Here is a 13,789-nt window from a genome sequence, read left to right on the forward strand (position 1 = left end):
GCCACTATGGCTTTTTAGCTAATGCATGTCGTAAGCGAAAGTTAGGGTTAATAAACGCTCAAGCATCAGCAACCCCAACCAAAGCGGTGAAGCCGAAGGTAGAGCAAGAACCATTAATACCGCATTGGCCTTGCCAGTCATGCAAGGCGGGTATCTTACGATTTATTGGTGTGATGAATTTAGATGGGGCGACAAATAAAATAGCGCGAACGAGTTAGCAGCCTTACTTGCTGCATTAAATCAATAAGTTAACCTGCTTAACTGCTCAGGCTAGTCACGACTGTGCGTGAGAAAAAGATCATTGCTTAACGGTTAAACATTCGGTTTAATAGGCACATAATAAACGCTGAGTAACGCAGGGATAGCTTAGATACGATAGACACGCCAATGAAATTGGTTTGGTATCACTTAGGCCATAAAAACAAATTCCCATAGCATAAACAACACCAACTCTATACACCGAGCAGGTAGCGCCTCAGCTCAACAAGCGATTATGCAACACAAACTGCGTGTCGCATAAATACTAAAATGTTATAGCACTAAGGTGGTTCATGGAAAGCTCTGGGTATATTTTTTGCGAGTATTGTTCTTGTAGACTGAAACGAGATAATCTAGCGAAGCATTTAAAAAAAGTACATTCTGATAAGTTAGCTAAAATAGAAGATCTGCTATTAAAGAAGAGAGTAGTTAAATGCACTAGGACTTATTATCAGTGTAAGCAATGCAAACGAAAAATTACTAAAAACTCTCTATTGACCCACTTAAATAAAATGCATGACTTTTACCCAAAAGATACAAGTAATATCGCACATATATATTTTAATGAGGCTAAGTCAGAGTCTATAAAAAATATAAAATCAAAAACGCAAAAACAATTTGAGAGTAACTACGAGGAACTATTGAGTTTAACTCATAAAGAAGTCGCTCGTTGTGGGTTATGTAGCAAAAGTGTTACAAAGAAAAATATACTCCAGCACTATAAGCAAGAGCACCATGTTGATATGTCAAAAATTAAAAATCAGATAGACTCTGTTAAACCAACAAAACAATTCACTATAATCACTGGCAGTGAAAGCCAAGATATATTCGACCGTCAAATTAAACTAAATGGTGGCGGCTATGGTTTGGGGAAAAATAGAACGCATTAACGTGCTATAACAAGCACCTAAACCAGACGGCTAAAGCTGTCGCATTTTTCGCAAAAGAGACGCAAAAAACTACGCCAGCGCGCCGCTGGTTAGGTGGGCGTTAGCTTTACAAGGAAAACTTGGTGTTTGATAAGGTAAAAAAGGCAATGTCGAAAGGGTTTTGGCACTCCTTGGGAATAATCATAGTCATGCTTTTAGCTGGGCCTGAAATAATGGTGAGTATAGAACTTATGGCTATGGTAGAAGTGCTTGGGGCTTCAACGTTTGTATTCATGTACCTTTCAGGTATCAAGTTGTTTTTCTCAAATGTGTGGGATAAATATAAAAACTTTGAAAACCATTCTGCTTTCTTTTTTCCAACACTGCCTGTTCTAAAACTGATGCCATCAATGATAGTTCATGCAATACCAGAAAGGACAGTTGTTGGTGCATTCTTGGCAGTAGTAACTGTTATGATGTCAGCATTTTATATTCAAACTCTACTTAGAGTGTAGTTAGTAAAGCTAATCCGGCAACCAGAGGTCTCTAACCTCCAGGCCCACACAGCCCATCATGCACTTTTTATTTACCGTAAGTGCCATGAGCGGCCCATCTCCCGTAATGAATATTGATCTAAATATCCCTTAATGACGCTAAACTTTGTGAAGCTAAATGGTCATGCCTAGCACAACGTTAATTCCTTTGGTTTATACCTTTTAAAAAAGCCACTTTCATAGGTGGTGATCATTAAATAGGTTTCGTGGATTTTTTATCGTTTGCTGTCTTTACCCGCTGCTTGCAATGCTACGGTATAGTTTTTGAATAAGGTTAGATATCGGCGTGAAATGCATAGATAAAGCTGATTTTTAAGCTCTGTGATGTAATAGCTACAGTTTTGTTTGAATAATATACCTATCAGTTCGCTATTTAGGCTTATAGCACACAGTGCCAGCTTTATTTTCAATGTTAAAATATTAAAAGGAGCAAATAAAATGAGTAAGTCAGCACAGCTTTTTAGAATGGCTACGAATGAACACATTTGCCCATTTGGACTTAAATCAAAAGATTTATTAGAGCGCGAGGGCTATGACGTTGATGACCATTTATTAGCTTCGCGAGAGCAAGCTGATGAATTGAAAAAGCAATATAATGTAAAAACGACACCACAAACATTTATAGACAATAAACGTATTGGAGGCTATGACGATTTACGTGCATTTTTTAATAAACCTCAAGCCGGTCAGCAAGGTACAAGTTATACACCTGTGTTTGCAATATTTGCTGTAACCTTTTTATTGAGTATCGCGTTTAGTTATTCTCTAGGTGCGGGGTTATTCTCTATTGGCACTGTTGAGCTATTTGTTGCATTAACCATGGCTGTGCTTGCTATTCAAAAGCTGCAAGATTTATATCGCTTTTCAAACTCCTTTATTACGTATGATTTACTTGCAATGAAAGTTGTACCTTATGCTTATGTTTACCCATTTTTAGAAGCCTTTGTAGGAATTGGCATGGTGGCTGGGCTCACGGCTTATCTTGTTGCACCTATTTCGTTATTCATAGGTACAATTGGTGCTGTGTCAGTATTTAAAGCTGTATACGTTGATAAACGAGAGTTAAAGTGTGCCTGTGTCGGTGGAGATAGCAATGTGCCTTTAGGGTTTATTTCATTAACAGAAAACGTGTTTATGATTGCAGCAGGTATATGGATGTTAGTTCGCTAAATTAGATGTTTATGAGTTCAGCGCTAGCTTTAAGAGTGAACCAAAAGCTAGCGCTATAATTTAGAACTTAGCGGCTATCCATAACCATATTTTGTCGGTATCAACTTTACCTGCACCAGCGTCGCCAGCTGAGTACATGGCGTATTTAATCCCTGCGGTATAATTTTTTGCAAACTTTTTGCTGTAAACAGCGTTAATTTCATTACCTAAATCGTCGACACTTTGTGTTGCTTCGTCGGCGGAGTAGTCGTGATAAGCAAATGTCCACTTTCCACCTAAGATATTACCTGAAATTGCTGCATATAAATCAACGAGCCCTTCGTTAGGGGTTGCTAAAAACTGATCAGCCCAACCATTAAATTTGTGCAGTGTTGCCAGTGGTGTTGAGAACCCATACATAGCATTATCGCTGCCGAGCTGTTCTATACCTAATTTGGCTGTTATCGTTTCAAAGCTGTAAGCTCCTTCTATGGCGATATAGGTGGCTGAATAATCTGTTGTGTTGGTTTGTGATTGCTGTGTTGCGAACTCAGTATAGTACGCAAATTTATCTCTTTTACCTTTAAAGTTGATACCATAAGTATCTAGCCTATTGTCTATACCTTCATCAACTTCGAGAAGGTAACTATATCCGTTGAGTGTGCCAAAACCGGTTTGATAACTTAAGTTTAAAAGGTGGTCGTTGGAATGAAGGTCTTTGTCTTGTGCAAAAATACGATTACGTTTATTGATGTAACTGTAACTTGCCTTCAAATTAGCAGCCACATTAGCATTGAAGGTTAGGGCATCAAATGTTTGCCTGTCTTGGCGCCAGCCAACATGACCTATGAAGCGCTGATTATCAAGCGCAATTACTTGGCGGCCTAGCTTAGCTGTGAACTTATCTGAATGATATTTTACAAAAGCTTGGTCAAGCTCAGTGGTTTGCGGATCGGCAATAACAGAATATAACGGGTTATTATCTACTGTATCGTTGTAGCTATCGACACCAGCCACTTGGCGGGAATCTTCAAATTCAATCACGCCAGAAAAACCTTTGTAACTTGCACTTGTAAAATTCAAACGCGAACGAAGTGTTAAGGCTGAAGCATCTTTTAACAAGTTGTCTTGCTGAACGCCTTCATAGCGAAGGTTAAAATCAAGTGTGGTTTTTGATTCAGTATTGGCATAAGTGGGCAAGGCAATACTAGTTAATACTATCAATGAAGTAATTTTTGATAATTTAAATAGATTTTTCATGTTGATTCCGTAAAGTTTATTAATTGTTATTGATCGTAATCGGTTGTACGGCGGACCTGCTGCTAGCGCTAGGCGGTCTTTTGGGTGTCGAAAGTGCACACTAAAGTCAGGCACTGTCGTTTATCGCTTTTCTCACATTCAAAGGTGCTGGTCATGCTATTTGCCATAACGTAGCAATTGGTAAAAAATTACATCAACACCTTTAAAAACAGCTTGCTGGTTCCATCGTTCACCTACGTAATAACATAAGTAGTACTGGCTTGCGGGGTACCGTATAAGCCTTCATCTTTCTCGTAAGCAATGATGCGGATAAGCAAGTACCAGCGATGACTGCTTGACATAATTTTTTGCAATGGTGCTTTAATAGTATTTTCAACATTTTTTTCTCCAAAAAAAAAGCCCACAGCAATGCAGATAAATCTGAATTGCTGTGGGCCACGATGCCAAACTAATAAATGCTACTTTGCATTGTTATTAGCTTTAACTGAATAAGTTGTTAAATTAATTTTCTTAGTTAAAGCATAGTTAGTGCCAGTTATTTAAAATGTATACAATACAACGTGTTACTTTTTTGTTAATTAGTGTGAGCAATGAAATCTACCAATAATGGATCATTAAGGAGTAATGAGTGTTTTAAACTGGTGCATATTTAATCATTAAATTTTTCTTATAAAATTAAAAGGGAGGTTTAGGTAAGAGTAAAATAGGACAGGCATAAAATTTTTTGCAAAAATCACAGTATCAACTACTGTTGTTATTTACAGTGGGAATAAAGTGATTAAGTAGTGTATTTGCCATAGAAATTGCTGCTTATGCAGTTATGAGCAATCACAGGCACAGTTAAAGCGGATAAACCTCTCAAATAAAAAGATAACATTCAGCATGAAAGTCAACCAGCACAGCTAAAACCATTTGGTGGTAATCACATTACACACACGAGCCCCTTTGCTTTACTGGATTATATTGAATTAGTCGACTGGAGTGGTCGCCACATAGCTCCAAAGAAAAAAGGGCATATCAACAAAACAACTCTATGTTCTATAGCAAGCTGAGTGAAAAAATAATGTAATCTTACTCAAGAAAAATATGTGCCTGTCCCTTTTTATTCTTTAGCCCTTATCACCTCAAATAAGTCACTTAAACACCTGTCAATCCTTTCCAAAACACGAATTAAAGCAGACAGCAAACATTTTATTTAAAAGAGCGATAACCGATTGAACCAAAATAGGAACTCAGCTATTGTTGACTCATCGATAAAAATAAGTTTAAAACGAGTTAATCTACAGGCTTGTTATGTACAGGGAGAACACTTGAAAAATTCACTTTGCCTATTCGCTGGTCTTTTTTTGTTTACAGGCTGTACTATGTCGTCGCCAGAGCCAAGTTTTGTTTACTATCAAAGTTCGGTGCCTACATCATGTAATTTAGTTGTTGGGCTGTCACAACAACACGGTCAGTTTGAGTACAAAGTTACAACAGATACGCGCACTGTTATGGGGAGCTTTGTAAAAAGAGGTCAACAAATTATATTTTCAGAGCTGTATGCTTCAAAACCGGCCGAAAATTCAAAAATAGAAGTGAGTGCTTTAAAACAAGGAGATTCTTTGGTCATCCAAAATTTTGGTAATCGTATGAATCCATTTACACTCTTTTCAGAATGCGATGATAAATATTTATCACTGGTTAAAGTGCGCAAATAATCGGGTAGCAGGAGGTCTCTAATCTCCAGTCTCTACATCACCCATTGCGCTTTTTATGAATAAAAAGTGCAATGGGTGGTGCATCTCCTGTAATGAATATTGTCCCAAATATCTCTCAAGGGCACTAAACCTTGAATTCAAGCAATGTTAATTCCTTTTGTTAGTTTTAAATCTAAATATACTTTTTTACATTAACAGGACGTAGGTTAACCTCTCATTTGAACAAGTTTATTTCTTTGAACAGTAAATACGACTTAAGTATAGATTGTGTAGTGCGAAGTTAGGATTAGAATAATGTAAAATTTAAAAAGGGGCTTAAAATGAACTTGGAACGTATTCGCAATAGTAACCTGCATGACAAGGTAATGCAGGCAGAACAAGCAAGCCAATTTATTAAAGATGGAATGACTGTAGGGATGAGCGGCTTTACTCGTGCTGGGGAAGCTAAAGCAGTACCTAGAGCATTAATAGAGCAAGTCAAAAAAAATCCAATAAAAATAAATTTAATGACTGGCGCATCTTTAGGAAATGATTTAGATAAATTACTGACAGAAGCGGGCATTTTAGCCCGTCGTATGCCTTTTCAAGTAGATAACACTTTGCGCAAAGCGATTAATAATGGTGATGTTATGTTTATTGATCAGCATTTATCTGAAACGGTTGAACATCTACGAAACCATCAATTAACCATGCCTGATGTAGCTGTTATTGAAGCCGTTGCTATTACCGAAGAAGGGCATATTGTACCGACAACATCAGTAGGCAATTCAGCGAGTTTTGCTATCTTTGCTAAGCAAGTAATTGTTGAAATTAATATGCTGCATAACCCTAACCTTGAAGGTTTGCACGATATATACATTCCTTCCTATCGTCCTACTCGCCAGCCAATGCCGTTAGTTAAAGTAGATGATAGAATTGGTAGTACTGCTATTCCTATCGATCCTGCAAAAATTGTTGGTATTGTTTTTACTAACCAAAGCGACTCGTTTTCTACGGTTACCGACCCTGATGAAGATACCGCCTCAATTGCGCGCCATTTAGTTAAATTTTTTCAAGATGAAGTATCTCAAAATAAATTACCAGCTAATTTAGGTCCATTGCAAGCTGGTATTGGTAACATTGCGAACGCAGTAATGATGGGTCTACTTGATTCTGACTTTAAAGACTTAACAATGTATTCAGAGGTATTACAAGATTCGACATTTGACCTTATTGACGCAGGTAAGCTTAGTTTTGCATCGGGCAGCTCAATTGTGTTGTCTGAGCGCTGTAACGCGCAAGTATTTAATAATTTAGAACAATACAAAGACAAGCTAGTGTTACGCCCTCAAGAAGTTTCAAACCATCCTGAAATAGTGCGTCGTTTAGGGATCATTGCTATAAATACTGCGCTTGAATTTGATATATATGGCAACGTAAATTCAACACATGTGTGTGGCACACGAATGATGAATGGTATTGGCGGCTCTGGTGATTTTGCTCGTAATGCACATTTAGCTATATTTGTTACTAAATCGATTGCTAAAGATGGTGCTATTTCAAGCGTCGTGCCTATGGCGAGCCATGTTGATCATAACGAACACGATGTTGATATTTTAGTAACCGAGCAAGGCTTAGCTGATTTACGTGGCTTAGCACCGCGTGAGCGTGCTGTACAAGTTATTAAGCATTGTGTACACCCAGATTATCGTGAAGCGATGTTAGATTACTATGAGCGCGCTTGTGAGCGTGGCGGGCATACGCCTCATTTACTAGAAGAAGCGTTTAGTTGGCATATTCGCCTAGAGCAAGAAGGTAGTATGAAAAAAACATTGGTAACGCAAAATCCCCCTACGGCATTATCTGCTTAAGTTTGTTTTTGACTAACTGGTAAAATGATTTTAAACGCTCCACTTTGGAGCGTTTTTTACAATGTAGTACTTAACCCGATAAATTCTGGATAATAAATCTTTTTAAGCTGCAATTTTTAGTGCGAACTACGTTGAATTTACTTGCAATAGGCTAGATATTGACGTGTAAGTTTGTCTTACATAACGTTATAAGACATTTTGCATTACCCTCAACGCTTAGGGCGGCTATCCAGCATGAGGATATCAAGTTTGTTTTGTGCTTTTTTATAATTCTGCAAATCGCTGGTTTCGATCATTTCACATTCATCTGTAACCATTTCGGTTATTAGGCTAGGATAGTGTTGGCAATCTTCTGGCCTGTCTAAGTAGATGCTGCATGTATATTTATTCGTGGCAAGTGGATCTTTTTTTGGTGCTATCTCGAGAAATGGGCATTGTTCAAGTTTTTCGCCTGATTGTGGGTCATGCCATATTTGATTATTTTTAACGAATGCAAAAATGTCTGGGTTGAAGAGTTCCCATAAATCAATTTCTTCTTGGGTCGCATTAAGGTCGCCGCCACCATATTTGATACAGCATTTACCACATTGGTTACACTCTTTCATGGTTCACATTCGTTGTCATAGCTTCACTTTACTATACAGTAATTATTGCTAAGGTCGCTAATAAACGTTCGTTGCTAGCAGGTTAGGTTTAGTGTGTATCGAATCGGTTAACCAGTTTGCACAAGGCGAGCCTCATGGTCATTTTGCTCTAGCCATTGTGTAGATTGTTCAATATCAACAAAAACAGCGGCGGTGCTTTTAAAATATCTTTTATTAATTGTTTTTGAAGTGAGTTACAAATAACAATAATGGTAGCTGTGCAACCATGTTTTATATACCAATCATAAATCAGTTTACCCGCTGTAACCGCTTTAGGTGTGCCTAGCACTAATTGCTCCCCGCTCTTAACACGTTCCCAGTTTCATACTTGTCTTATTTATCTTAACCTATGGATATAAGAAAAGTTTAATTCATAAGTTAGCGCAGTGCGAGTTTGTGGCTAAAAGCTTACATGACACTTTTTATATTTTTTACCACTGCCACATGGGCATTCATCGTTACGACCGACTTTAATATCAGTAGTGGGAAATATATCACCATCTAAGTAGCGCCATAGGCCATCTTCTTTTACAAAGCGTGACTTTTCGTGCAACTGGCAATATAAGTTTTGATAGAAATAGCTTACGCAAAATTCAACGACCCCTGTTTGATCATTGTGTTCAGCCGCCATTACATCTAGGTTACTGAAACGGCAACTATTAGCAAAATCAGCTATTTCTTTAATAGGGTTTTCTGGTTGTTTTTCCTTTGCGTATGTTTGGTAAACGTACTCGGCATTTTTAAGAGCATAAGCAACGTAACGTGAGCGCATAAGCTGCTCTGGCGTTGTTGCCTGTGCTGAGCCCGCATGTAGCTGTTCACAGCAGTCAGCATAACTCAGTTTACTATTACACAAGCAAAGGTTTTGCGTGAGTGAGGTCATTATGTTTTACTTGTTAGATAAAACGATATTTTAACAGCTTACTGTGCTAATGCTAACTCACTTGGCTGCTTCGTTTTGGTAAAACAATATAATTTTGCACTAGTATGCTCTAAGTTGATTGATAAATCAGCAAGCTGGTTATCTTTTACTATATCAGTCCATGTGATGACTGCGGCAAAGTTACCGTTATGAAGTGCAGAATTTAATACATACTCTAAATTTACCAAGTGTTTTTGTCTGATCACTAAAAGCTTTGAGGTATCAATTGAGCAAGAGTCTAGCAATGCTTTACTTGGTACATGGTCAGGTGCAATTAAAAGGGTCCACGCATTTTGACTGTTGTAATGGTGAAGCACTTTTAATAATTCAAAAGTTGCAGATATCTCATCTTCAATTTGAATTAAATTAACTGCTGCACTTTGATTATCTTGTTGGTAGCTTTTAACAGTTCTTACGGTAATAGGCTGTAACATAACTTTCACTCACTGGTTGTTTATACAGTATGTGTATACAGTAGTTTATACAGTTATTTTGCGCAAGTGCTTTTTGCTATTTTTTAATCAATTTTTTTGTTTTAAATGAACGGAAATATATAATTCTATTAAATATCAGTGCTTTATTTTTTATTGGTTAAGCCCATATTAAGGAGCTGGCGGGATTAAGTGATTAAATTGTTGTTGGTGAATTTGTTCATACAGTGTTGCCGCATAACATTTTGCATCTTGAAAGCGCTTTGTTGTCAGGTGTTTTCTCAAATCAGTTAGCGCTGTTGTAGCAGGTTCATACCCTTGGCTACTTGCAAGGCTAAGCCAAACAGCGCCATGAAATACACTTTGTGGTACGCCTTGACCTTTTATAAAAAACAGACCTAAATAAAATTGTGCGCGATGGTTACCCGCCATTGCGGCAAGTCTCATCCATTTTGCTGCTAGGGGAGGCTGGTCGTTTTTTAAATAATACAGTGCCTTGGTAACAACATTATCGGGGGTATCCGCTTTACCTTCTTTTTGTACCGTATTACTCGGTTGAGTAATAAAGGATAAAACATTATCTAGTTGTTGCTCTAGGTCCAGCCCACTTGGAGATGTATCTGTCATAATACCACGCATGTTATTGTTTTCATTCACTGCATAAGTTTAGTCTAATACAAGGTAATTTGTCCTGTTATTCGTTAAATCTATGGTAAAATTACGCAATTATTCATTTGTTAGCTGAAATTTTATTATGCTTGATGCGTTATTCAAGATCAAAGCCCATGATTCGACCGTTCGCCGGGAGTGTATTGCGGGATTAACGACTTTTATTACTATGGTTTATATTGTTTTTGTAAACCCTGCCATGTTAGCTGAGGCCGGAATGGATCAAGGCGCGGCATTTGTAGCAACGTGCATAGCAGCGGCCATTGGTTGTTTTATTATGGGCTTTTGGGCTAACTATCCGTTAGCGCTTGCTCCGGGGATGGGGCTAAATGCCTTTTTTACCTACGGTGTTGTTTTAGGTATGGGTTATACGTGGCAAGCAGCGTTGGGTGCTGTGTTTATGTCTGGCTGTATCTTCCTGTTTTTAAGTTTGTTTAAGGTCAGGGAGTGGATAATCAATGCGATTCCTTTAGTGCTAAAACAAGCAATTGCTACCGGGATTGGCGCGTTCTTAGCGTTAATAGCGCTTAAAAATGCAGGTATTATTGTGGCGAGTCCTGCAACATTGGTTCAGTTGGGTGATATTACTGCAGCCGGTCCGCTTTTAGCTATTTTTAGCTTTTTTGTTATTGCTGCATTACTGTATCGTGACTTTAAAAGTGGTGTGTTAATAAGCATTTTAGCCGTTACCTTAATTGCACTTGGTTTAGGCTTAGTACAATACCAAGGTGTGGTGTCAATGCCGCCTTCAATAGCACCTACGTTTATGCAGTTAGATTTTGCTGCTGCGTTTGAGCTTTCTATGCTTAGTGTGATCTTTGCGTTTTTGTTTGTTGATTTATTTGATACCTCGGGCACGCTCGTCGCTGTAACGCAAAAGGCAGGGCTTGCGGACGAAAAAGGGAATATGCCTCGTTTAGGTCGTGCGCTTAGCGCTGATAGCACAGCGACAATTGCAGGGTCAATGCTGGGAACTTCAACAACTACCTCTTATATTGAATCTGTTGCTGGTGTATCTGTTGGAGGACGAACAGGGTTAACGGCTGTAGTAGTGGGTATTTGCTTTTTATTAATGATGTTTTTTGCACCGCTTGCGCAAATGGTGCCAGCCTATGCGACCGCTGGAGCAATCTTATATGTCGCGGTACTAATGCTACAAAATTTAAAGTTTGTAAATTGGGATGATATGACAGACGCTATACCAGTAAGTGTGGTATTGCTGATGACACCATTAACGTTTTCAATTGCGCATGGTATTGCATTGGGTTTTATTTCATACACAGCGGTAAAGGTGTTATGCGCTAAGCGTGATGAGGTAAGTATCAGTGTGTGGATTTTAACTGCGATGTTTGTCGTCAAATTTGCGTTTTTATCGTAGTTTAAATATAACCAAAGAAAAAGTGAGTTACCACTTTTTCTTTGGTGCAAAAAGTACATCTAAGTCGTCTTGCTCTTGTTCTGTTTTCTTTTTTAAAGCTGTTGCGTTGGATGCTTTTAGCTCGGTACTTATTGCTTCTAAATAACCTTCGAGTTCTTGTTTTTTTGAATTGATGTAATCATCACTATAAGCGACAGCCGACACAGTGGCGTAGGCTTTTTCAAAGTATTGACGAGCAGAGCCCACCATATTTGCCGAGCGTGCTGATATACCTCGTTTAATTTGGCTTTCGATATTTATTTTAAGTTGTAGTTTTTCTAGGCGTTTATCTTCTGCTACGAATACTTGGCTATCTACTTTACCTTTGCCATGCTCTGAACGTAAAACCGCTCTTAATTTTTTAATTCCTTGGATAAGCGTGATTAATTGTTTATCACCATCAGGTAATGCGAGGTTTTCTGAGTTACTGGCATCTACAGGGTCTGACATACGTGTTTTGGCTTCATTTAAGCGGTTTTTTAGCTCTTTTGAGGTCGGTGATAATTGCACCATAGCTGTAAGTGCATCATATATACGGCGTTGAATTACGCGGTAGGCGTTTTCTGACATTGGGATATTGGCGCTATTGAGCAATATATCTTCAGATTCTTCTATGATCTTTTTTTGCTTTGTGAGTTCTTTTCGGCGCTCAGTTTCTTGTTTCTCTTTATGTTGTTGTACCGCACTTACCCATAAGGCAATAACAATAAGTGCAACTATCAACATAATAATAATAGAAACGATCATGGTTTAGGTCTCTGGTTTTATAAGCTAATAATTTTTATCTTACATTAAATATATGCTAACAGGGTAGTTTTGCGCGGCTTATGACAAATAAAAATGTCTTTCTCATTATTTATAACTATAAAAATGCATTTTTTGCTTTTTCGTCAGCTTATCTTGTAAAAAGATGGCTACCTCATATCGAGCGTTTGTGCTAGCCTAAGGACAATAATCTTATAAATAATGGTCGGTTTAGTCTTTTTATTCTAAATATTAGAAATAAAACTTGGCTTGGCGTGCTTCAACATTTATAAATAAGCAGTATAACAACACTAAAAATGTAGCTATGAAATTACAACAACTCAGATACATCGTCGAAGTCCAAAATCATAAACTAAATGTGTCAGCAACTGCTGAGAGCTTATTTACTTCTCAGCCTGGTATTTCAAAGCAAGTGCGCATGTTAGAAGATGAGTTGGGTGTACAAATTTTTGGTCGAAGTGGTAAGCACTTAACGCATGTGACCAGCGCGGGAAACGAGATAATTAATATCTCTCGCGAGATCTTATCAAAAGTTGAAGGGATTAAAGCGGTTGCGAATGAGCATACACTTCCTGACCAAGGTAAGTTAAATATTGCGACTACTCATACGCAAGCACGTTATGCGTTGCCAAGTGTAATTCAAGGCTTTATGAAAAAGTACCCGGCAGTATCATTGCATATGCACCAAGGCACTCCACAGCAAATATCTGATGCGGCAGCCCGCGGGGATGCTGATTTTGCCATAGCCACAGAAGCATTACATTTATATTCGGACTTGGTGATGTTGCCGTGTTATCACTGGAATCGCAGTATTGTGGTTTCGAAAGATCATCCGCTTGCTAAAAAAGCAAATTCGTTAAGCGTTGCAGATATTGCACAATATCCATTAATTACTTATGTGTTTGGTTTTACTGGACGTTCTGAGCTTGATAAAGCATTTAATGCGCAAGGTTTAGAGCCGCATATCGTATTTACTGCAACTGATGCAGATGTCATTAAAACTTATGTGCGCTTGGGGTTAGGTGTGGGTGTGGTTGCGTCAATGGCAATTGATCAAATCTCTGATACAGATTTAGTGTGTATCGATGCGAGCCATTTATTTGAAGCCAGTACTACCAAAATAGGCTTTAGAAAAGGCAGCTTCTTACGTAGTTATATGTATGACTTTATTGAACGTTTTGCACCGCACTTAACTAAAGAGCGAGTAGAGCGAGCAAGCTTATTACGTAACCAAGAAGACGTTGATAAATTGTTTGAAGATATTGAGTTACCTGTAAAGTAACGTATTTATTGCTATAAAA

The 13,789-nt window shown here is 38.1% G+C and carries 13 protein-coding genes and 2 pseudogenes; 9 read left to right on the forward strand and 6 right to left on the reverse strand.

Going from position 1 to position 13,789, the window contains the following annotated elements:
- The 4 genes and pseudogenes from B5G52_RS18805 to B5G52_RS18820 form a co-directional block, all read left to right on the forward strand.
- A pseudogene (locus tag B5G52_RS18805) lies at positions 1 to 218 on the forward strand (IS91 family transposase); the annotation flags it as partial.
- Between the two features lie 333 nt (positions 219 to 551).
- Entirely contained in the window at positions 552 to 1,148 is a 597-nt protein-coding gene (locus B5G52_RS18810; RefSeq protein ID WP_087534187.1) for a hypothetical protein, read from the forward strand.
- A 122-nt stretch (positions 1,149 to 1,270) separates the two neighbouring features.
- Positions 1,271 to 1,642, forward strand: coding sequence for a hypothetical protein (locus tag B5G52_RS18815; protein WP_087534188.1), 372 nt, complete (start codon positions 1,271 to 1,273; stop codon positions 1,640 to 1,642).
- Between the two features lie 477 nt (positions 1,643 to 2,119).
- The gene (locus B5G52_RS18820; RefSeq protein ID WP_087534189.1) at positions 2,120 to 2,851 is read left to right on the forward strand and encodes a MauE/DoxX family redox-associated membrane protein; all 732 of its coding nucleotides are present in this window, start codon (positions 2,120 to 2,122) and stop codon (positions 2,849 to 2,851) included.
- Between the two features lie 60 nt (positions 2,852 to 2,911).
- Here B5G52_RS18820 and B5G52_RS18825 read toward each other — a convergent pair whose 3' ends face one another.
- Positions 2,912 to 4,090, reverse strand: a complete 1,179-nt coding sequence (locus B5G52_RS18825) for an alginate export family protein (protein ID WP_087534190.1) — start codon at positions 4,088 to 4,090, stop codon at positions 2,912 to 2,914.
- Between the two features lie 839 nt (positions 4,091 to 4,929).
- Between B5G52_RS18825 and B5G52_RS22425 the strand changes: the two are divergent.
- From B5G52_RS22425 to B5G52_RS18840, 3 genes and pseudogenes are all read left to right on the forward strand, one after another.
- Positions 4,930 to 5,115, forward strand: a pseudogene (locus B5G52_RS22425) (alpha-amylase family glycosyl hydrolase); the annotation flags it as partial.
- A gap of 285 nt (positions 5,116 to 5,400) precedes the next feature.
- Complete coding sequence (locus tag B5G52_RS18835; RefSeq protein WP_140394351.1) at positions 5,401 to 5,790, forward strand: hypothetical protein; 390 nt, start codon at positions 5,401 to 5,403, stop codon at positions 5,788 to 5,790.
- A gap of 320 nt (positions 5,791 to 6,110) precedes the next feature.
- The gene (locus B5G52_RS18840) at positions 6,111 to 7,640 is read left to right on the forward strand and encodes an acetyl-CoA hydrolase/transferase family protein (protein ID WP_087534192.1); all 1,530 of its coding nucleotides are present in this window, start codon (positions 6,111 to 6,113) and stop codon (positions 7,638 to 7,640) included.
- Between the two features lie 209 nt (positions 7,641 to 7,849).
- On the opposite strand, the gene B5G52_RS18845 is transcribed toward B5G52_RS18840, so the two are convergent.
- The 4 genes from B5G52_RS18845 to B5G52_RS18865 form a co-directional block, all read right to left on the reverse strand.
- On the reverse strand, positions 7,850 to 8,245 hold the full coding sequence (locus B5G52_RS18845; protein WP_087534193.1) for a YkgJ family cysteine cluster protein: 396 nt from the start codon (positions 8,243 to 8,245) through the stop codon (positions 7,850 to 7,852).
- 439 nt (positions 8,246 to 8,684) lie between these two features.
- Entirely contained in the window at positions 8,685 to 9,167 is a 483-nt protein-coding gene (locus B5G52_RS18855) for a YchJ family protein (RefSeq protein WP_087534195.1), read from the reverse strand.
- Positions 9,168 to 9,205: 38 nt separating this feature from the next.
- Positions 9,206 to 9,640 carry a SulA-like leucine-rich domain-containing protein gene (locus B5G52_RS18860; protein WP_087534226.1) on the reverse strand — a complete coding sequence of 145 codons (435 nt, stop codon included), beginning with the start codon at positions 9,638 to 9,640 and terminating at the stop codon, positions 9,206 to 9,208.
- Between the two features lie 168 nt (positions 9,641 to 9,808).
- Complete coding sequence (locus B5G52_RS18865; protein ID WP_087534227.1) at positions 9,809 to 10,264, reverse strand: tetratricopeptide repeat protein; 456 nt, start codon at positions 10,262 to 10,264, stop codon at positions 9,809 to 9,811.
- Positions 10,265 to 10,391: 127 nt separating this feature from the next.
- On the opposite strand from B5G52_RS18865, the gene B5G52_RS18870 reads away from it, so the two are divergent.
- The gene (locus B5G52_RS18870) at positions 10,392 to 11,684 is read left to right on the forward strand and encodes an NCS2 family permease (RefSeq protein WP_087534196.1); all 1,293 of its coding nucleotides are present in this window, start codon (positions 10,392 to 10,394) and stop codon (positions 11,682 to 11,684) included.
- 27 nt (positions 11,685 to 11,711) lie between these two features.
- Here B5G52_RS18870 and B5G52_RS18875 read toward each other — a convergent pair whose 3' ends face one another.
- A complete protein-coding gene (locus tag B5G52_RS18875) occupies positions 11,712 to 12,470 on the reverse strand; it encodes a hypothetical protein (protein WP_087534197.1) in 759 nt (252 codons plus the stop codon).
- A gap of 322 nt (positions 12,471 to 12,792) precedes the next feature.
- On the opposite strand from B5G52_RS18875, the gene cysB reads away from it, so the two are divergent.
- Positions 12,793 to 13,770, forward strand: a complete 978-nt coding sequence (gene cysB / locus B5G52_RS18880) for an HTH-type transcriptional regulator CysB (protein ID WP_087534228.1) — start codon at positions 12,793 to 12,795, stop codon at positions 13,768 to 13,770.
- Positions 13,771 to 13,789: the final 19 nt, after the last annotated feature.

It is taken from the genome of Pseudoalteromonas sp. A601 (assembly GCF_002165575.1).
In the GTDB taxonomy this organism is placed as follows: domain Bacteria; phylum Pseudomonadota; class Gammaproteobacteria; order Enterobacterales; family Alteromonadaceae; genus Pseudoalteromonas.

What these genes read in the sequence shown, in the direction of transcription:
- B5G52_RS18810 (WP_087534187.1), top strand. Translation starts at nt 552, where the DNA reads ATGGAAAGCTCTGGGTATATTTTTTGCGAGTATTGTTCTTGTAGACTG.
- B5G52_RS18820 (WP_087534189.1), top strand. Translation starts at nt 2,120, where the DNA reads ATGAGTAAGTCAGCACAGCTTTTTAGAATGGCTACGAATGAACACATT.
- B5G52_RS18825 (WP_087534190.1), bottom strand. Translation starts at nt 4,090, where the DNA reads ATGAAAAATCTATTTAAATTATCAAAAATTACTTCATTGATAGTATTA.
- B5G52_RS18840 (WP_087534192.1), top strand. Translation starts at nt 6,111, where the DNA reads ATGAACTTGGAACGTATTCGCAATAGTAACCTGCATGACAAGGTAATG.
- B5G52_RS18845 (WP_087534193.1), bottom strand. Translation starts at nt 8,245, where the DNA reads ATGAAAGAGTGTAACCAATGTGGTAAATGCTGTATCAAATATGGTGGC.
- B5G52_RS18855 (WP_087534195.1), bottom strand. Translation starts at nt 9,167, where the DNA reads ATGACCTCACTCACGCAAAACCTTTGCTTGTGTAATAGTAAACTGAGT.
- B5G52_RS18860 (WP_087534226.1), bottom strand. Translation starts at nt 9,640, where the DNA reads ATGTTACAGCCTATTACCGTAAGAACTGTTAAAAGCTACCAACAAGAT.
- B5G52_RS18865 (WP_087534227.1), bottom strand. Translation starts at nt 10,264, where the DNA reads ATGACAGATACATCTCCAAGTGGGCTGGACCTAGAGCAACAACTAGAT.
- B5G52_RS18870 (WP_087534196.1), top strand. Translation starts at nt 10,392, where the DNA reads ATGCTTGATGCGTTATTCAAGATCAAAGCCCATGATTCGACCGTTCGC.
- B5G52_RS18875 (WP_087534197.1), bottom strand. Translation starts at nt 12,470, where the DNA reads ATGATCGTTTCTATTATTATTATGTTGATAGTTGCACTTATTGTTATT.
- cysB (WP_087534228.1), top strand. Translation starts at nt 12,793, where the DNA reads ATGAAATTACAACAACTCAGATACATCGTCGAAGTCCAAAATCATAAA.